Source organism: Stella humosa, assembly GCF_006738645.1.
Taxonomy (GTDB): Bacteria; Pseudomonadota; Alphaproteobacteria; order ATCC43930; family Allostellaceae; genus Allostella; species Allostella humosa.
This window is the reverse complement of the sequence record NZ_AP019700.1, coordinates 3,704,062-3,722,956: the sequence shown is the minus strand read 5'-3', so window position 1 is coordinate 3,722,956 and position 18,895 is coordinate 3,704,062. Positions and strand designations below refer to the sequence as shown.

The 18,895-nt window shown below is 70.6% G+C and carries 16 protein-coding genes; 9 read left to right on the top strand and 7 right to left on the bottom strand.

Going from position 1 to position 18,895, the window contains the following annotated elements:
• Window positions 1-4: 4 nt before the first annotated feature.
• Window positions 5-709 carry a Crp/Fnr family transcriptional regulator gene (locus tag STVA_RS17450; protein ID WP_123693962.1) on the top strand — a complete coding sequence of 235 codons (705 nt, stop codon included), beginning with the start codon at window positions 5-7 and terminating at the stop codon, window positions 707-709.
• 8 nt (window positions 710-717) lie between these two features.
• Here STVA_RS17450 and STVA_RS17445 read toward each other — a convergent pair whose 3' ends face one another.
• From STVA_RS17445 to STVA_RS17435, 3 genes are read right to left on the bottom strand one after another with little or no spacing between them, the layout of a single operon-like run.
• Window positions 718-1,518, bottom strand: coding sequence for a phosphodiesterase (locus STVA_RS17445; protein ID WP_123693723.1), 801 nt, complete (start codon window positions 1,516-1,518; stop codon window positions 718-720).
• An 11-nt stretch (window positions 1,519-1,529) separates the two neighbouring features.
• Window positions 1,530-4,142, bottom strand: coding sequence for an aminopeptidase N (gene pepN, locus STVA_RS17440; protein WP_123693725.1), 2,613 nt, complete (start codon window positions 4,140-4,142; stop codon window positions 1,530-1,532).
• A 1-nt stretch (window position 4,143) separates the two neighbouring features.
• Complete coding sequence (locus tag STVA_RS17435; protein ID WP_123693727.1) at window positions 4,144-5,061, bottom strand: DMT family transporter; 918 nt, start codon at window positions 5,059-5,061, stop codon at window positions 4,144-4,146.
• Between the two features lie 44 nt (window positions 5,062-5,105).
• On the opposite strand from STVA_RS17435, the gene STVA_RS17430 reads away from it, so the two are divergent.
• Both STVA_RS17430 and STVA_RS17425 read left to right on the top strand, forming a co-directional pair.
• Window positions 5,106-6,239 (top strand): MFS transporter, encoded by a 1,134-nt coding sequence (locus tag STVA_RS17430; RefSeq protein ID WP_170216647.1) that lies wholly within the window; start codon window positions 5,106-5,108, stop codon window positions 6,237-6,239.
• A 65-nt stretch (window positions 6,240-6,304) separates the two neighbouring features.
• Entirely contained in the window at window positions 6,305-6,685 is a 381-nt protein-coding gene (locus tag STVA_RS17425) for a hypothetical protein (RefSeq protein ID WP_123693731.1), read from the top strand.
• A gap of 48 nt (window positions 6,686-6,733) precedes the next feature.
• On the opposite strand, the gene STVA_RS17420 is transcribed toward STVA_RS17425, so the two are convergent.
• Window positions 6,734-7,960, bottom strand: a complete 1,227-nt coding sequence (locus STVA_RS17420) for an OmpA family protein (protein ID WP_142235800.1) — start codon at window positions 7,958-7,960, stop codon at window positions 6,734-6,736.
• Between the two features lie 534 nt (window positions 7,961-8,494).
• Between STVA_RS17420 and STVA_RS17415 the strand changes: the two genes are divergently transcribed.
• Window positions 8,495-8,689 carry a hypothetical protein gene (locus STVA_RS17415; protein WP_142235799.1) on the top strand — a complete coding sequence of 65 codons (195 nt, stop codon included), beginning with the start codon at window positions 8,495-8,497 and terminating at the stop codon, window positions 8,687-8,689.
• A 46-nt stretch (window positions 8,690-8,735) separates the two neighbouring features.
• Here STVA_RS17415 and STVA_RS17410 read toward each other — a convergent pair whose 3' ends face one another.
• Window positions 8,736-9,764 (bottom strand): DNA topoisomerase IB, encoded by a 1,029-nt coding sequence (locus STVA_RS17410; RefSeq protein WP_123693735.1) that lies wholly within the window; start codon window positions 9,762-9,764, stop codon window positions 8,736-8,738.
• A gap of 22 nt (window positions 9,765-9,786) precedes the next feature.
• Entirely contained in the window at window positions 9,787-10,638 is an 852-nt protein-coding gene (locus STVA_RS17405; RefSeq protein WP_123693737.1) for an SDR family oxidoreductase, read from the bottom strand.
• Between the two features lie 137 nt (window positions 10,639-10,775).
• Between STVA_RS17405 and STVA_RS17400 the strand changes: the two genes are divergently transcribed.
• From STVA_RS17400 to STVA_RS17390, 3 genes are all read left to right on the top strand, one after another.
• Window positions 10,776-12,866 carry a TonB-dependent receptor gene (locus STVA_RS17400; protein ID WP_123693739.1) on the top strand — a complete coding sequence of 697 codons (2,091 nt, stop codon included), beginning with the start codon at window positions 10,776-10,778 and terminating at the stop codon, window positions 12,864-12,866.
• Window positions 12,867-12,936: 70 nt separating this feature from the next.
• A complete protein-coding gene (locus STVA_RS17395; protein WP_142235798.1) occupies window positions 12,937-13,737 on the top strand; it encodes an alpha/beta hydrolase in 801 nt (266 codons plus the stop codon).
• A gap of 111 nt (window positions 13,738-13,848) precedes the next feature.
• Complete coding sequence (locus STVA_RS17390; protein ID WP_123693743.1) at window positions 13,849-15,048, top strand: ABC transporter substrate-binding protein; 1,200 nt, start codon at window positions 13,849-13,851, stop codon at window positions 15,046-15,048.
• Window positions 15,049-15,097: 49 nt separating this feature from the next.
• On the opposite strand, the gene STVA_RS17385 is transcribed toward STVA_RS17390, so the two are convergent.
• Window positions 15,098-15,601 (bottom strand): c-type cytochrome, encoded by a 504-nt coding sequence (locus STVA_RS17385; RefSeq protein WP_123693745.1) that lies wholly within the window; start codon window positions 15,599-15,601, stop codon window positions 15,098-15,100.
• A 366-nt stretch (window positions 15,602-15,967) separates the two neighbouring features.
• Between STVA_RS17385 and urtA the strand changes: the two genes are divergently transcribed.
• Both urtA and urtB read left to right on the top strand, forming a co-directional pair.
• Window positions 15,968-17,194, top strand: a complete 1,227-nt coding sequence (gene urtA, locus STVA_RS17380; RefSeq protein ID WP_245978500.1) for an urea ABC transporter substrate-binding protein — start codon at window positions 15,968-15,970, stop codon at window positions 17,192-17,194.
• Window positions 17,195-17,286: 92 nt separating this feature from the next.
• On the top strand, window positions 17,287-18,891 hold the full coding sequence (gene urtB / locus STVA_RS17375; RefSeq protein ID WP_123693749.1) for an urea ABC transporter permease subunit UrtB: 1,605 nt from the start codon (window positions 17,287-17,289) through the stop codon (window positions 18,889-18,891).
• Window positions 18,892-18,895: the final 4 nt, after the last annotated feature.

Genomic DNA, 18,895 nt, shown 5'->3' with positions numbered 1-18,895 from the left:
GCCCATGACCGCCGCCTCATCCTTTCCCCAGTCGCTCGACGGGATCGACATCCTGGCGAAGCTGTCGGTCGACGACCGCGCGGCCATCGCCCGGCGCTGCCACTGGCGGCGCTTCGGCGCGCAGGACCAGATCATCGACCGCGACGGCGGCAGCCGCGACGTGCTGTTCGTCACCAGCGGCCGGGTGCGGATCGTCAATTTTTCGTCGAACGGGCGCGAGGTCAGCTTGGACGACGTGCCGGCCGGCGGCTTCTTCGGCGAACTGGCAGCGATCGACGGGGCGGCGCGCTCGGCCAACGTGGTGGCGCTGGAAGACACGATCATCGCCAGCCTGGTCCCCAGCGCCTTCCTGGCCCTGCTGCGCGAGCATCCCGAGCTGGCGCTGGCGATCATGCGCCGGCTGGCCGGCATCATCCGCCAGGCCAATGCCCGCATCATGGACCTCAGCACCGTGGGTGCGCAGAGCCGGGTCTGTGGCGAGTTGCTGCGCCTGGCGCGCGAGGACGGCGACGACGAGGACTGGCGCATCAGCCCGGTGCCGCGCCATTCCGACGTTGCCAGCCGCGCCAGCACGACGCGCGAGACGGTGGCCCGCGTGCTGGGCGAACTGACCCGTCACGCCGTGGTGAAGCGCGAGGCCGACGCGCTGCTGATCGCCGACCCCGAGCGGCTGGCCGCCCTGGTCGAGCACTACCACATGGCCGACTGACCGCCGCCTCAGGCGAACGGGAACGGCCCTGGCGCTGCGTCGATCGGGCAGTAGTGGGTGATGAGGCCCGCTTCCGGCCGCCAGTGGTGCAGCAGGAAGGCCGGCGGATCGAGGTAGGAGGCGGGCTCCGCGTCCGGGCGCAGGGCGAGTGCGATCTGCGTCACCGTGCTGGGCGCCGTCACCAGCAGCGTGCCGGCCCAGCGCAACTGGAACACGCGGTGGACATGGCCGCAGACGACGCGCTCGACATTGGGATGACGGGCGACCACGGCGGCCATCCGGTCGGCCCCATGGCAGCGGTAGAGGTCGAGATAGGGGACGCCGACCTCGACCGGCGGCTGGTGCATCATCACGATCGTCGGCCGGCCGGGATCGGCCGCCAGCGTGTCGGCCAGCCAGTCCGCGGCCGCGTCGTCGACATCCCCATGATGCAGGCCGGGCAGGGTGACGTCGAGCGCGACCACCCGCACCGGGCCGCGGTCGCCGATCGCGTAATGCAGCGGCCCCGCGGGCGGCAGGTAGGGGTGGGCGGCGGCGAAGGTGGCGCGGAACGCCTCGCGCTCGTCATGGTTGCCCGGTTGCAGCAGCAGCGGGATCTCCAGCCGGGCCAGGATGGCGGCCGCCGCCGCGTATTCCGCCGGCAGCCCTTCCTCGGTCAGGTCGCCCGTCAGCAGCACCAGGTCCGGTCGCGGGTCGAGCCCATGCAGGCGGGCAATGGCCGCCTCCAGCATGCGGTTCGACGGCGCCACGCCCTTGTAGAGAACCCCTTCCGGCCGGACATGGGGGTCCGATATCTGGGCGATCAGCACCGGCCCGTCCCTCAGCTTGCCAGCGACAGGCCGACGATCTCGCGGCAGTCGGGCGACAGGCCGGGGGTAGCCGCGATCCGTTCCATCGCGTCGCGCATGAGGGCCTGGCGGTCGGCATCGAAACGCCGCCAGCGGCCGAACGCCTTCAGCAGGCGCGAGGCGACCTGCGGGTTCTGCGGGTCGAGCCGCAGGATCTGGTCGACCATGAAGGCGTAGCCGGACCCGTCCGCGGCGTGGAAACGCAGCGCGTTGCCCGCGAAGCCGCCGACCAGCGCATAGATCTTGTTGGGATTGCCGTAGGAGAAGGCGGGGTGATCCAGCAGCGCCCGCACCGTCGCCAGCGTGTCCGGCAAGGACGAGCCCGCCTGCAAGCCCAGCCACTTGTTCAGCACCAGCGCATCCCCGGCATGGCGGTCGTGGAAGTCGGCCAGGGCCGCTGTCCGCTCCGGTACGTCCAGTTCCGACAGGATGGCCAGCGCCGAGAACCGGTCGGTCATGTTGTCGGCCGCGCGGTACTGGGCCATCGCGGCGGCAGGGCCGTCGATGGTGGAAAGATAGCCGAGCGCCATGTTGGCCAGCGCCCGATGGCCGGCCGAGGCGGCATCGGGTGCGAAGGGGCGGGGTGGCCCGGTCCGCACATGGCGCAGCCGGTCCACCAGGCCTTGGGCGACGGCCGCGCGCAGGGCCTTGCGGGCGGCGTGGATGGCCTCGACGTCGATCACCGCAACCTGCTCGGCCAGGTACAGCTCGCCCGGCAGGGCCAGAAGCTCCGCCGCGAACGCCGGATCGCCCTCGACCGCGTCGAACGCGGCGGCGAGTGCCGCGACGAAGGCATCGGTCGGCGGCGGCGGCCGGCCCTCGGCGGCGGCCGCGATGCCGGCCAGCAGCAGGCGGGTGGCAAAGCTCTGGGCCGCCTCCCAGCGCGAGAAGGGGTCGGCGTCGGCGCGCATGCGCAGGGCCAGATCATCCTCGCTCTCGCTGCTTTCGACGACGACCGGGGCGGCGAAGCCGCGATTGATGGACAGGACAGGCGGCGCCTCGACGCCGACGAAGCGCCAGGTCTGGCTGGCCTCGGTCAGTTCCAGCACCCGCGACGTGCCCTGGGGAGCGTTCTCGCCCTCGAGCCGCAACGGGATCTCCGCCCCGTCGCGGCCGATCAGTCCCATGTGGACGGGCAGGTGCAGCGGCAGCTTGTCCGGCTGGCCGGGGGTGGGGGGCGTGCGCTGCGACACGGTCAGGGCGTAGGTGCCGGTCGCGGCGTCGTGGCTCTGCTCCAAAGTCAAACGCGGCGTGCCGGCCTGCCCGTACCAGCGCAGGAAGTGGGAGAGGTCGCGGCCGTTGGCATCGGCCATGGCCGCCACGAACTGGTCGCAGGTCGCGGCCTCGCCGTCATGGCGGGCGACATAGAGGTCCATGCCGCGGCGGAAGCCGTCCCGGTCGAGCAGGGCCTCCAGCATGCGGATGACCTCCGCCCCCTTCTCGTAGACGGTGGCGGTGTAGAAGTTGTTGATCTCCAGGTAGCTGTCCGGCCGGATCGGGTGGGCCAGCGGCCCGCCATCCTCGGGGAACTGGCGCGCGCGCAGGACGCGCACGTCCTGGATGCGCTTGACCGCGCGCGAGCGCTCGTCGGCCGTGAACTCCTGGTCGCGATAGACGGTCAGCCCTTCCTTCAGGCTGAGCTGGAACCAGTCGCGGCAGGTGATGCGGTTGCCGGTCCAGTTGTGGAAATACTCGTGCGCGACCACGCCCTCGACATTGGCATAGTCGAGGTCGGTCGCGGTCGCGGGGTCGGCCAGGATGAAGCGGTCGTTGAAGACGTTGAGGCTCTTGTTCTCCATCGCCCCCATGTTGAAGTCCGACACGGCGACGATGTGGAAGACGTCGAGGTCGTATTCGAGCCCGTAGGTCTCCTCGTCCCAGCGCATCGATCGCTTCAGCGAATCCATGGCGTAGCCGGCGCGGCCTTCCTTGCCATGCTCGACCAGGATCTTCAGCGCGACATCGCGGCCCGAGCGGGTGGTGAAGCGGTCCTCGACCACGGCCAGGTCGCCCGCCACCAGCGCGAAGAGATAGCTGGGCTTGGGGAACGGATCATCCCAGACCGCCTCGTGGCGTCCGTCGCCCAGGTCGCGGGCCGCGGCGAGGTTGCCGTTCGACAGCAGGATGGGGAAGCGCGCGCGCTCGGCGCGGATGGTGGTGCGGAAGACCGACAGCACGTCCGGCCGGTCGAGGAACCAGGTGATGCGGCGGAAGCCTTCCGGCTCGCACTGGGTGCAGAAGACGCTGCTGGAGATGTAGAGCCCCTCCAGCGCGGTGTTGGCGGCCGGGGCGATGGCTCCGTCGATGACGAGCTCGAATGCATCGGGCACGCCGGGGATGGTGAGGCGGGTCGGCTCCAGCCGGTAGCGGTCGGCCGCCAGGGCGTTGCCGTCCAGCGCGAGGCCGAGGAGTTCCATGTCCTCGCCGTCCAGCACCAGCGCCGCGTCGGAGGCGCCGATGCGCCGGATCGCCAGGCGGGCGCGAACCAGGGTGCGGGCGGGTTCCAGGTCGAACTCCAGCTCCACCCGGTCGATGCCGAAGTCGGGCGGCAGGTAGTCGGCACGGCGGATCGGCTGGTGGCTCATGTCACTTCACTTCCGGACGAAGGGCGGTGCGCTCGGCCCGCCGGCGCGTTTCACGGTAGGCAATATAGAGGCCGCTGGAGATGATGATGGCGACGCCGACCCAGGTCCAGATGTCGGGCAGGTTGCCGAACATGAGGTAGCCCAGGACCGTGGCGACCGCGATCTGCCCGTAGTTGAAGGGCGATATCACCGAGGCCGGTCCCCACATGAACGCGCGGGCGACGAAATAGTGGCCGAGCCCGCCCAGGATGCCGAGCGACAGGAACAACACCGCATCCACCCAGTCGTTGGGCCAGATCCAGAAGAACGGCACGACCATGGACATGATGAGAGTGCCGGCGACGCCGCTGTAGATGACCGACGTCTCGGGCCGGTCCAGCGCCGACACGCGCTTGGTCAGGATCTGGTAGAGCGCATAGGCGCTGGCACTGCCGAACAGCAGGATCGCCTCCGGCGGCACCGCGCCCGATCCCGGCCGGGTGACCACCAGCGCACCGCCGAAGCCGACCACGACCGCCGACCAGCGGCGGATGCCGACCTTCTCGCCCAGCATCGGCCCCGACAGGGCCGTGACCAGGAAGGGCGCCAGGAAGGTTATGGCCGACGCTTCGGCCAGCGGCACGAAGGCTATTCCGGTGAAGAAGCACAGCATCGAGGCCAGGTGCAGCAGCGAGCGGCAGACCTGGAGCCCAGGCCGCTGCGTGCGGAACAGGCTGGCCAGCCCGGCGGCTGGCGCGAACAGCAGCAGCGCGAAGATGAAATGCCCGGTGGTGCGCGCCCAGATGATGGCGAAGGGATGGTATTCGGCGTTGAGATACTTGACGAAGGCGTTCATCACCGGCAGCACCGTCGCCGCCAGACACATGAACAGGATGCCCCGCAGGATGTCGGTCCCCAGCTTCTCCTGCGCCATCGTCATGGCTGGACCGGACCGGGGTCCGGCCGATACGAGGTCGGACTAGCGTGGCCCCCCATTCCGTCGCCATCCGCATCGCCATCTTCTATGCGGCGATCTTCGCGGTCATCGGGTTGCGCATGCCGTTCTGGCCGGTATGGCTGTCGGGGCGCGGGCTCGGCCCCGGCGAGATCGGGGTGGTGCTGGCCGTGGGCTCTTGGATGCAAGTGGCGGCCGCTCCATGGGTCGCGTCGCGCGTGGACCGCCGCGGCGAGCGGCGAAAGGTGCTGGCGATCCTAGCGGCGGCGGCCGCCCTGGGCTACGCCCTGTTCGACCTGACGGGCGGCTTCGTCGGCATCGTCCTGGTGGCGGGGCTGGTGGCGGCGGTGTTCACGCCGATCATGCCGCTCGGCGACAACCTCGCCATGCTGGCGGTCTCACGCTACGGCATCGACTATGGCCGCGCGCGTCTGTGGGGGTCGATCAGCTTCATGGTCGTGGCGACCGTGGGCGGGGCTGCCATCGCCGGCCATTCGGAGCGCGTGCTGTGGATGATCGTGGCCGCGGTCGCCGCCACCGCGGCGGCCGCCCTGCTGCTGCCGGACATCCGCACTGCCCGCCAGCGCGACCGCACGGGCGCCCTGCGGCCGCTGCTGCGCGACCGCCGCTTCCTGGCGTTCCTGGCGACGGCCGGCTGCCTGCAATGCAGCCATGCCATGATCTACGGCTTTGGCACGCTGCATTGGCAGGGGGCGGGGCTGTCGCCTGCCTTCATCGGTCTGCTGTGGGCGGAATCGGTGGTGGCGGAGATCGTCTTCTTTGCCTGGGGCAAGCACGCCCTGACGCGCATCGGGCCGCTCGGCCTGCTGGCGGCGGGTGCCGTCGCCGGCCTGGTGCGCTGGCCGCTGACCGCGCTCGGCACGGACCCGGTGACGCTGCTGCTGCTCCAGCCGCTCCACGCCGCCACGTTCGGCGCGGCCCATCTGGGGGCGATGACCTTCATCGCCCGCACGATCCCGCCCGAGCGATCGGCCAGCGCCCAGAGCCTGCACAGCGCGATCGCCGGCGGCATCGCCTTCGGCATCGCCATGCCGCTGGCGGGCATCCTCTATGGCTTCTTCGGCGGGGCGGGCTTCGCCGCGATGACGCTGTTCTCCGCCCTCGGGCTGGCGGGAACGTGGTGGCTGTCGCGGACGCCATGAGCCCTGTCGCCACGCCCGGGACCGATGGGTAGAATGGGGCGACATCTGTTCGATCTGGAGGGGCGATGCGTCTCGATCACCGGTTTGCCGCGCTGGCGGGGGCGCTGGCGCTGGCGGCACTGCCATCGGCGGCAATGGCTTTCTCGCTGTGCGTGACGGTCGACACCCTGCGCAGCGAGGCCCTGTGGACCCAGGTCGGCAGCGAGCCCGCCCAGAAGTTCACGTCGGCCGGGGAGTGCAAGTTCTTCCTGCGCGGGGCGGGGCCGATCAAGGCCTGGGCGGCGGACAGCCGCATCCTGGGCGGCGGCATCGACGAGCAGGAATGCGAGGGCTTCACGGTCAGCCCGAGTTACCAGGGCGAGATCGAGCTGAAGGTGACCTATTCGGAGGCGCTGCAAGGCGCCGGACCCGCCTACATCGGCACCTGTACCGTCGCCAAGTGGTAGGCGCCCCTCGCGGCCGAGCGGCCGCGAGGGGGTGACCCGGCCCCGGGGCTAGCGCGCCGGGCCCTTGCCCGCCAGCAGCGGGGTGATCCGGCGCACGGCGACGCGACGGTTCTCGCGCTCCGGCCCGTCGACCGCGACCTTCGGGAACTGCTCGCCATAGCCCTGGGTCGTCAGGTTCTCCGGCGGCACGCCGAAGCGCTCGGTCAGCACGATCGCGATCTCCTCGGCCCGGCGATCGGACAGCGACAGGTTGTCGATGTCCGAGCCGACCGTGTCCGTATGCCCCTCGATCAGGAAGACCTCGGCCGGGTTGGCGCGGATCGCCTGCATCATCGCCTGGGCGATGAAGTCGAGCTTGCTGGTCTGGTCGGCCGAGATCGCCCAGGAGCCGGTGTCGAAGGTGATCGTGTCGATATCGACCCGGCGCATGCGGTCGCGCACGCCGGCGCTATAGCGGATCTCGTCCAGCGCGTATGGCCGCTCGATGCGGTCGACGGGCGGGGCCGACAGGGTCTCGTAGATCACGGCGGCGCTGACCGCGCCCGCCGCCACGATGTAGCGGTCGCGCGGGATGCGCAGCATCGGCGGCGGCAGGTCGACATAGCGCCGCACGCCCGGCCGCGCGGCCCGGCGGTTGTCGATCAGTACCAGCTCGCGGCCGCGGGCATCGAAGCGGCTGCGCCGCAGCAGGCGGCCGTCGTCGTCCAGCGTGTTGACGATGCGCACGCCACCCGGGCGGACGATGGTCGAGACCGTCTCGCGGCCGCGGCGCTGCACCTGTACGTCGCGGGAATCCGCGCGGAAGCGGCTGGTCTCGTCATGCCGGATGATCGAGCGGTCGCCGTCGCGGATGATGGTCCGGCCGCCTTCGCGGATCACGGTGCGGCCGCCTTCCTCGCTCTGGGTGCGGCTGCCGCGGACATCGTCCATGCGGCGTGCACGCAGCTCGTCTGCCGTGGCCGGGCGAGGTGCCACCATGGCCGGTGGCACGCCCGGCCGGGCCTGATCGAGGGGGGCGTTGGGCGGCAGGCGCGGGCGGTCGGGCTCGCCTCGCCGGTCCGGCTCGCCCTGGCGGCGCTCGGCCTCCCCGCGCGTCGGCGGTCGGTCGGGGGATGCCTGCTCCCGATTGCGGTCGCCCTGGTTCCGGTCGCCCGCGGATGGCGGCTGGCCCGGACGGGCATCGCGTTCGCCAGGACGCTGCACCGTGGGCGGGGGTGCCGGCGGCGTGGGCGGTCGTTCCGGCGCGCGTTCGGTGGCCGGCGCCTGCTGCGGCATCGGTCGGCCAGCATCGCCCGGTCGGGTCGGCGGGCGCTGCTGTTCGGATTCGGCTTGCGGCCGGCGGCCGGCGTCGCCCGGCTGTGGCGGGCGCTGGCCGGTGGGCGGCGGTGCGGCCTGGTCGCGCTCTGGCCGGGCCTCGCGCTCTGGCCGTCCTTCACGCTCTGGCCGTCCTTCACGCTCGCCCGGCCGCTGCGCCGACGGGGGCGGAGCGGGAGGTGCCGGCGGCCGGGCGGCAGGCGGCTCCGGCTGGCGCTGCGGTGCTGCCTGCGGCTGGGCCGGCGGCGGTTCCGGCCGGCGCTCGGCTGCCGGCGGCTGGGGCGGGCGCGGGGCGGGCTGGGGCTGGGCCTGTTCGCGCTGCGGCTGCGGCTCGCGCTGCGGCGGCGCTGGGCGGCTCTCGCGCTCGGGACGCTGGGAGTCCGGGCCTCGCTGGGGCTCGGGCGCGGCGGCGGCGGAGCCGCCGAAGGATTGCCCTGCTGCTGGCCTTCCTGGCTGCGCTCGCGGCGCTCGCCGCGACGGCGATCCTGATCCTGGTTGTCGGGCTGGGCCTGGGCCATCTGGGTGGCCGGCGCCGCATCGCGCATCGGCGCCTGGGCGATCGCGGGCGCCCAGCCGATGGCCAGGAGCGGCATCACCGTGCCGGCGAGGAGGACGGATTTCAGTTTCATGTTCTTCAGCTTTTCCCGCCGCATGGCGCGCGACGCATCCGCAGTCATCGACTGTGCATGAACGTCCCGGCGCGGAGAATGTTCCGGGCGGCGGCCCCGGCCAGGCTTCAGGCCTGGGCGCGGGCCAGCCGGCCGAGAAGCCGCAGCATCGCCTTTTCGTCGGCGCAGCGGCGCGGCAGGCGCCCCTCGACATAGGCGTCGAGCACGCCCGGATGGATGTAGCATTTGCGGCAGACGGCCGGCGTGTTGGCCAGCTTCGCTGCCACCCCGCGCACGCAATCCATGACGATGCGGCGGGCGGCCGTCTGCGACAGGCCGCGCTCGGCGTCGGCCAGATGGCAGGCCGCCAGCAGCGTGCCGGCCCAGGTGCGGAAATCCTTGGCGGAGAAGTCCTGGCCGGTCGCTTCCTTCAGGTAGAGGTTCACGTCCTCCGAGCCGACTGGATGGCGTTGCCCGTCGTCATCGAGATACTGGAACAGGCGCTGCCCCGGCAGCTCGCGGCAGGCGGCAACCAGCCGGGCGATGCGCCGGTCGGCCAGTTCGGTCGCATGCAGCCGGCCGCCCTTGGCACGGAACTCCAGCCCGATGCGGTCGCCGGCCACGGCGGCGTGGCGCTTGCGCAGCGTGGTCAGGCCGAAGCTGCCGTTCTCGGCCGCGTAGCGGTCGTTGCCGACCCGGATCAGCGTGCGCTCCAGCAGGCGGACGACGCCGGCCACCACCTTGGCCTTGGTCAGTTCGGGCCGCGCGAGGTCGGCCGCCACCTGGGCGCGGATCGCCGGCAAGGCCCGGCCGAATGCGGCCATGCGGCCGAACTTCGCCTGGTCACGCACCTGCCGCCAGTCGGGGTGATAGCGGTATTGCTTGCGCCCGCGGGCGTCGCGCCCGGTTGCCTGCAGGTGGCCGTCGCCGCGCGGGCAGATCCAGACGCTGCGATAGGCGGGCGGGATGGCCAAGGCCCGGATGCGCGCCAGCGTGCGCGCGTCCTTGATGGGCGATCCGTCGGGGCGGAGATAGGCGAAGCCGCGGCCCCGGCGGCGGCGCGCGATGCCGGGTTCGTCGTCGCTGCTATGGACGAGGCCGCTGCCCTCCAGCGCCTCGACGACGGCCTCGGGCAGGATGTCGCCATCGCGGGGCATCGGCCCGGCCTCTCGCTCGGGCTCAGCCGTTGACCGGCGTGCCGCCGTTGGGGTGCAACACCTGCCCCGTCATGTAGGAGGAATCCTTGCACGCCAGAAAGACGTAGCAGGGCGCCACCTCGTTCGGCTGGCCGGCGCGACCCATCGGCGTCGCCTGGCCGTGCTGCGCCACCCGGTCCGGCGGGAAGGACGCCGGGATCAGCGGCGTCCAAATCGGACCCGGCGCCACCGCGTTCACGCGGATGCCACGCTGGTTGAGGGAATCCGCCAGCGAGCGGGTGAAGGCGACGATGGCGCCGCGGGTGGCGGCATAATCGATCAGGTGGCCGCTGCCCTTGTAGGCGGTGACCGAGGTCGTGTTGATGATGGCGGCCCCATCCCCCAGGTGCGGCAATGCCGCCTTAGTCAGGAAGAAATAGCCGAAGACGTTGGTGCGGAACGTCCGCTCGAGCTGGGCGGCGCCGATCTTGGTCAGGTCGTCCTGCGGGTGCTGCTCGGCCGCGTTGTTGACCAGCACGTCGAGGCGCCCGAAGCGGGCGAGCGTGGCGTCCACCGCCGACCGGCAGAAATCCTCCGAGCCGATGTCGCCGGCCATGGTGAGCGCCTGCCCGCCCTCTGCTTCGATCAATTCCACGGTGTCGATGGCGTCGCCCGCCTCGCGGTCGGTGTGCAGGATGGCGATCGACGCGCCCTCCCGCGCCATGGCGACGGCGACCGCACGGCCGATGCCGCTGTCCCCGCCGGAGATGAGGGCCACCTGGCCGGTCAGCCGCCCGGCGCCTGGATAGCGCGGCGCATGGTCGGGCTCCGGCCGCATCTCGGACTCCAGGCCCGGCTGGCGGGCCTGCTGCTGGGCGGGGAACTGTTCGGGCATCGCGAGTGGCCTCGGCGTCGTGCGGGTGGTTGAAGCTGCAACCGGACGAGGCCTGCATCGTTCCCGGGGATCTCCATGGTTGCCTCGCTCTCTTTCTGTAATGTAATAAGATAACATTGCATCAATGGGGGAGATCCATGCGGAAGACGGAGGGGCGCGGCGGCATCGCCGCCCGTGCGGTGGTCATGCTGGGCACGCTGGCGGCGTCGGGGCCGGCCATGGCCCAGACGCTGGTCGAGGGCGGCGCGGTGAACCTCGGGTCGATCCTGGTGACGGCGCCGCTCGGCCAGTCGCGCTCGGACATCGTCGAGGGCACGACGCTGCTGGAGGGCGACGCACTGGATCGCCGCCGGGCGCTCACCATCGGCGAGACCTTGCGCGGCACGCCCGGCGTTGCCTCCAGCGGCTATGCCGAGGGCGCCAGCCGGCCGGTGATCCGCGGCCAGTCCGGCCCGCGGGTGCGCGTGTTGCAGAATGGCCTCGACACGTTCGACGCCTCCAACGTCAGCCCGGACCATGCCGTGGCCGCGCCGATGGCGGGGGTCGAGCGGGTGGAGGTGCTGCGCGGCCCGGCCACCCTGCTCTATGGCAGCTCGGCGGTGGGCGGCCTCGTCAACGTCATCGACGGGCGCATTCCCGAGCGCCGGCCAAAGGGCGGGCTGGCCGGCACGGCGCGCTTCGAATACGGCACCGGCGCCCACGACCTGACGGGCTTCGGCGCGGTCGACGCAGCACTCGGGCGCAACCTCGTCCTCCATGCCGAAGGCTTCGCGCAGAATTCCTCGGACTATGCCATCCCGGGCTTCGCCAACGACGAGGCGCGCGAGCGCGGCGTGAAGGGCCGGGTCGAGAACAGTTTCGTGCGAACGCGCGGCGGATCGGCCGGGGCCAGCTATATCGGCGACTGGGGCTATGCCGGGCTGTCCATCGCGCGGTTTGCCAGCAAGTACGGCATCCCCTCGGGCGGTCATGTGCATGCCGACGAAGGGGAAGACCACGACCACGAGCATGAACACGACCACGAGCACGACCACGAGCATGCAGAGGAAGCGCCGGAGCGGGTCACCATCGACCTCCGCCAGACCCGCTACGATGCGAAGTTCGGCCTCACGCGGCCGTTCTCAGGGGTGGAGGAGGTACGCGGCCGCGTCGGCTATGCCGACTATCGCCACAAGGAGTTGGAGGACGGAGTGGCCGGCACCGTCTTCAAGAACCGTAGCTGGGAGGGCCGGCTGGAGGCCGAGCATGCACCGATCGGCGGGTTGAAGGGCGTCGCCGGCATCCAGGGCGGCCGGCGTGACTTCCGGGCGATCGGCGACGAGGCATTCGTGCCGCCGACCGTCACCGACAGCTACGCCGCTTTCCTGCTGGAGAAGTACGAGCTGGGTCCATGGCTCTTCACCGCCGGTGGGCGGCTGGAGCATACGCGGGTCGAAGCCGCGGCGCTGGGCAGCGAAAGGAACTTCACTGGCGCCAACCTGGCGCTGGGCGCCACCTATCGCCTGGGCGATGGCTGGCAGGTCGGGGCATCCCTGTCGCGCACCGAGCGCGCGCCATCGGCCGAGGAGCTGTTCGCCAACGGCCCGCACCTGGCGACAAGCTCGTTCGAGATCGGCGACCCGACGCTCGGCAAGGAGACGGCCTGGACAGCGGAACTGTCGTTGCGGCGGCGGCGGGGCGACGTGACCGGCGGGATTAACCTCTTTGCCTCGCGCTACCAGAACTTCATCTTCGGCGACTTCACCGGCAGCTCTGTCGATGGCTTGGACGTACTGCGCTACCGCCAGACCGACGCCGACTTCCGGGGCTTCGAGCTGGAGGCGGGCTGGACCGTCCTGCGGCGCGACGGCCTCGTTCTCTCGCTCGACGGACAGCTCGATTTCGTCTGGGCCGAGAACCGGTCGTCGGGAGATCCGCTGCCGCGTATCCCGCCGGTCTCCTACACCGTGGGGGCCAATGCCGACCTGGGCCAGCTCACTTTGCGGGGCGAGGTGCAGGGCGCGCTGCGCCAGGGCCGCAATGCGCCGAACGAGACCGACACGGGGGGCTATGCCTTCCTCAACGTTTCCATGTCCTGGCGGCCGCTGCCGGACAACGACGCCTTCACCTTGCAGCTCCAGGGTCGCAACCTGACCGACGCTGAGGGCCGCAACCACGTCTCGCTGCTGAAGGACGTGGCGCCGATGCGCGGGCGCGAGGTGCGGCTCGTGGGGCAGGTGCAGTTCTAGGCGGCGACCGGATGGACTATCCTGCCCGGCGTTCAACCGGTTCGCGCCGGGCAGGATGGAGGAGTTGGGCATGAAGCACATGTTGCGCGCCGGGCTGTTGCTCCTGGCGCTGGCCGGCCCGGCAGCCGCCCAGACCGAGACCGTGGTCGAGGTCGAATCGCGCGGGCAGCAGGTCCGCGCCCTGCTGCTGATGCCGGCGGGCGCACCGGTCGGCTCGGTCATCCTGCTGGCCGGCGGGCACGGCAAGCTCGACATCGGCAGCGACGGCCAGATCGGCTGGGGCCGCGGCAACCAACTGGTCCGCACGCGGGCGGCCTATGCCAGGGCCGGCTTCGCCACGCTCGTGCCCGACATCGCGCTCGACCTCAAGACCGCAGGCGGGGTGGTGCAGGGGTATCGCTCGGCCGCCCCGCATGGGCGGGACCTGGGGGCGCTCGTGCAGCGCATGCGGCAGGTGAAGGCGCCGGTCGTGGTCGTCGCCACCAGCCGCGGCGCGCCCTCGGCCGGCGCCATGCTGCGCCACGCCAGCGCAGGAGCGGTCCCTGATGCCTTGGTGATGACGGCTGCCATGCTGGTACCGACCGGCGACAACCAGCCCAACTTCCAGAACGCCATCGGCGGCGATCCGACCCGTGCCAGCCTGCCGCTGCTGGTCGTCGGCCACCGCAAGGATGCCTGCCGCTACACCCTGCCTGCCACCATCGACCAGTTCCGCGCGTGGCATGGCGGCAAGGTCGACGTGATCCTGCTCGACGGGCCCGACGGCAGTGGCGACCCGTGCGAGGCCCAGTCCGCCCACGGCTTCATCGGCCTCGACGGGGCGGTGGTGGCTGCCGTCACCGGCTGGATCGGCCGGCTGCCGTCGCGCTGACCGGATCGGCCGAGAAGGGGGATTTAGCCAGTCCCGCCGTTCGGCTAGAACTGCCCCAGCAACCCCGGCGGCGCACGCATGGGGAAACGGACCCCGGACGGAGGAAGACCCATGAAACGCATTTGGGCGGCGGCGGCACTTGCAGCCGCGCTCGGCCTGGCGCTGCCCGCGTCGGCGCAGGACCATGTGAAGATCGGCGTGCTCAACGACCAGACCGGCCTCTATGCCGAGTTCGGCGGCATGGGCTCGGTCGAGGCGACCAAGATGGCGATCGAGGATTTCGGCGGCAAGGCGCTGGGCAAGCCGATCGAGATCCTGGCGGTCGACCACCAGAACAAGCCCGACATCGCGGCCGCCACGGCGCGCAAGTGGTACGACGCCGACGGCGTCACGGCGATCGCCGACCTGACCAACTCGGCCGTCGCCCTGGCCGTCCAGGCGATCGCCAAGGAGCGCGGCAAGATCGCGCTCTTCTCCGGCCCGGCGACGACCCGGCTGACCAACGAGGACTGCTCGCCGACCGGCTTCCACTGGGTGTTCGATACCTATTCCCAGGCCTACGGCACCGCGCGCGCGGTGCTGGCCGAGAAGGGCGACACCTGGTTCCTGCTGGTCGCCAACTATGCCTTTGGCCACCAGATGGCCAAGGACCTGGAGACGATCGTCACCACGGGCGGCGGCAAGGTGCTGGGCAATGTCCGCCACCCGATCAGCAATGCCGACTTCTCGTCCTTCCTGCTGCAGGCCCAGGCCTCCAAGGCCAAGATCGTGGGCCTGGCCAATGCCGGCGCCGACACCATCACATCGGTGAAGCAGGCGGCCGAGTTCGGCATCGTCGAGGGCGGGCAGAAGCTGGTCGGCCTCGTCATCGTGCTGAGCGATATCCATGCGCTGGGCCTGAACGCGTCCAAGGGCCTGCTGACGACGACGGCCTTCTATCATGACCGCGACGACGCCAGCCGGGCCTGGTCGAAGCGCTACTTCGCGCGCACCCAGAAGATGCCGGGCATGATCCAGGCCGGCGTCTATTCCTCGGTCCTGCACTACCTGCGTGCGGTCGAGGCGGCGGGCACCACGGACGGCGCCAAGGTCGCGGCCAAGATGCGCGAGACGCCGGTCGACGACTTCTTCGCGCCCAAGGCCAAGATCCGCGCCGACGGCCGGCTGGCCAACGACATGTACCTGGTCGAGGTGAAGGCCCCCGGCGAGTCCAAGGCAGCGTGGGACTATCTCAAGGTCCTGCGCACGATCCCGGCGGCCGAGGTGACGATCCCGCTGGCCGAAAGCCAGTGCTCGCTGGTGAAGAAGTAGAACTGCCGGTGGCCGACCCCGGGCGTGGCCCGGGGTCGGCGCCGTCGAACTATTTCGGCACGATGACCGAGAAATAGGGCGCCTTGGCCGGCTGGCCGGCGCCGACCATCGCCGGGGCGGCATTGGCCACCGGCTTCAGGCTCTTCAGGTAGGCGGCCAGCGCCCGGGCATCGTTGTCGGTCAGGGCTGCATAGGCGCGCCACGGCATGATCGGCGCCAGTTCCCGACCGTCCGGCCGCACACCGGTCCGCACCGCCTTGATGATGTCGGCCTCCGTCCATTTGCCGAGGCCCGTCTCTCGGTCCGGCGTCAGGTTCGGCGGGTAGAAGATGCCCAGCCCCGGAATCTCGAACCCGACCGACTCGCCGCCCAGCGGACGCGTCATGTCCGGCTTGCCCATGAACACGCCCGGCGTGTGGCAGCCGCCGCAATCCATGATCGACGCCAGGTACTTGCCCCGCGCCAGGCGGTTGTCCTGGGCGGTGGCGGGAAAGGCGGCTGCAATGGCGGCCGCTGCCAGCAGGGCGGCGGCCAACGGGCGGAATTCACGCATGGGCAGGGATCCTTGGGTCCAGGAGACGCCGGGTGGCCGGGACGGTCAATCGGCGGCGGTCAGTCGCGGCGCCATGGAAAGCGGTTCTACCGCCGGGTGACAAGAGCCACTGCATCCAGGAAGGCACAAGCCCCCGGCCGCGCCGACCCTATGCCCAAAAATTAGGCTCGTTGCCGCAGCGTGCCGGCTTTCCTTCGGCCAATTCCGTCCCGCGCGTCCCCCAACCTGCGGGTGGCACACCCCTTGCTGCTGTGCAGCATACGGGCGTGACCAGCACCGACGAATCGGCTGCGGCACCCGTCCGGGAGATTGGGGACGAGGACAGCCATGAAGATAGGCACTGCAAGCATCATTGCCGGCGCCACGATGGCCGTGGCCGCACTGGCCACTCCGGCACTGGCACAGGACACCATCAAGGTCGGCGTACTGCATTCGCTCTCGGGCACCATGGCGATCAGCGAGACGACGCTGAAGGACGTCATGCTGATGCTGGTCGAGGAGCAGAACAAGAAGGGCGGACTGCTGGGCAAGAAGCTGGAGGCGGTCGTCGTCGACCCCGCGTCCAACTGGCCGCTGTTCGCCGAGAAGGCGCGCGAGCTGATCAGCCAGCAGAAGGTCTCGGTCGTGTTCGGCTGCTGGACCTCGGTCAGCCGCAAGTCCGTGCTGCCGGTGTTCGAGGAGCTGAACAGCCTGCTCTTCTATCCGGTGCAGTACGAGGGCGAGGAATCCTCGCGCAACGTGTTCTACACGGGCGCCGCCCCGAACCAGCAGGCGATCCCGGCCGTCGACTACCTGATGAACGACGAGAAGGTCGTCCGCTGGGTGCTGGCCGGCACCGACTACGTTTATCCGCGCACGACCAACAAGATCCTCGAATCCTACCTGAAGTCCAAGGGCGTGAAGTCCGAGGACATCATGATCAACTACACGCCGTTCGGTCATTCCGACTGGCAATCGATCGTGGCCGAGGTGAAGAAGTTCGGCTCCGCCGGCAAGAAGACCGCCGTCGTCTCCACCATCAACGGCGACGCCAACGTTCCCTTCTACAAGGAACTGGGCAACCAGGGCGTGAAGGCGACCGATATCCCGGTCGTGGCCTTCTCGGTCGGCGAGGAAGAGCTGGCCGGCATCGACACCAAGCCGCTGCTCGGCCATCTGGCCGCGTGGAACTATTTCATGAGCGTGAAGACGCCTGAGAACGACGCCTTCATCAAGCAGTGGCAGACCTTCATCAAGAACCCCAAGCGCGTCACCAACGACCCGATGGAGGCCCACTACATCGGCTTCCAGATGTGGGTGCAGGCGGTCCAGCAGGCCGGCACGACCGACGTGAACGCGGTGCGCCAGGCGATGTACGGCCAGAAGGCGAAGAACCTGACCGGCGGCGTCTCGGTGATGGGTGTCAACCACCACATCTCCAAGCCGGTGCTGATCGGCGAGATCAAGGCCGACGGGCAGTTCAACACGGTGTGGAAGACGAGCGGCCTGGTCGCCGGTGCGGCCTGGTCCCCCTACATCCCCGAGTCCGCCAAGCTGACGGCCGACTGGACCTATCCGTGGGTCTGCGGCGGCTGCGAGAAGCCCAAGTTCTGATCGCTGTCTCGACCGGGGCCGGCCGCAAGCCGGCCCCGCTTCTATCCGGAAACGCCTTTCCCCGCTGAGACGTGAGAGACGGAACCCCGCCCATGCTCTCGTTCTTCCGCGCCATCTTGCTGGCGCTGGCCGTGGCGCTCGGTGCCCTGCCCGCAGCCGCCCAGGACATGGCCGCCCCGCTGGCAGCCCTCGTCGGCGACGACTACCAGGCCAAGGGCGAGGCGATCGAGGCGCTCGCCAAGGCCGGCGGGCCGCGCGCGGCGGCCGCCCTCAAGGCCCTGTCCGAGGGTCGCCTGTTCCAGCGCCGATCCGACAAGCTGGTGGTGATCGGCCAGACCAGTTCCGGTGGCGCGCTTACCGATGCCGCGACGGGTGCCGCCGCCGGTTCTGCCGGCGACCGCGAGCTCGATGCCGCCAACCTGAACAACCGCCTGCGTCGCCAGCTATCCGGCCTGCTCGGCAGCCTGACGCTCAGCGTCGGCACGCCGGCCGAGCGCAAGGCAGCCGCGGAATCGCTCTTCAAGCAGCGCGACGCCGCCGGCCTGGCCGCGCTGACGACGGCACTCGCCCAGGAGAAGGACGCCGGCGTACGCCGCGCGATGGAGATCGCGCGCGCCGCCATCGTGCTGGCTTCCGACGCGCCCGAGGCCGAGCGCGTGGCGGCGGCCGCCACCGTCGGCACCCGCACCGACCGCGAGGCGCTGGGCCTGCTGCTGTCCGTCGCCAACGGCGCGCCACCGGCCGTGGCCGAGGCCGCGCGCACCAATGCCGCCGCCATCCAGCGCCACCTGGCGATGCTGGACTATGCCCAGAACCTCTATTACGGGCTGTCGTTGGGGGCCGTACTGTTGCTGGCCGCCGTTGGTCTCGCCGTTACCTTCGGCGTCATGGGCGTCATCAACATGGCCCATGGCGAGATGGTCATGCTGGGCGCCTACACCACCTTCGTGGTGCAGGAGATCTGCCGCACGGCCGCCCCGCAGCTCCTCGACTATGCCCTCTTCATCGCCCTGCCGGCGGCCTTCCTGGTGACGGCGGCCGCTGGCGCCATCCTGGAACGCTCGGTCATCCGCTGGCTCTACGGCCGGCCGCTGGAGACGCTGCTGGCGACCTGGGGCCTCAGCCTGATGATCCAGCAGGCGGTGCGCAGCATCTTCGGCCCGACCAACCGCGAGGTCAGCAACCCGAGCTGGATGTCGGGCGCGGTCGATTTCTACGGCCTGACGCTGACCTGGTCGCGGCTGTGGATCATCGTCTTCGCCATCATGGTCTTCGTGCTGCTGCTCGTGGTGCTGCGCCGCACGGCCTTCGGGCTGCAGATGCGGGCGGTCACGCAGAACCGGCCGATGGCCAGTTCCATGGGCATCCGCACACACCGGGTCGACATGCTGACCTTTGCGCTCGGCTCCGGCGTGGCCGGCATCGCCGGCGTCGCCCTGTCGCAGATCGACAATGTCAGTCCCAACCTCGGCCAGTCCTACATCATCGATTCCTTCATGGTCGTGGTGTTCGGCGGGGTCGGCAACCTGTGGGGCACGCTGGCGGGGGCGCTGACGCTGGGGGTCGCCAACAAGCTGCTGGAACCGGTGGCGGGCGCGGTGCTGGGCAAGATCATCATCCTCGTCCTCATCATCCTCTTCATCCAGCGCCGGCCACGCGGGCTGTTCGCGCTGCGCGGCCGCGCGGTGGAGGCGTGATCCG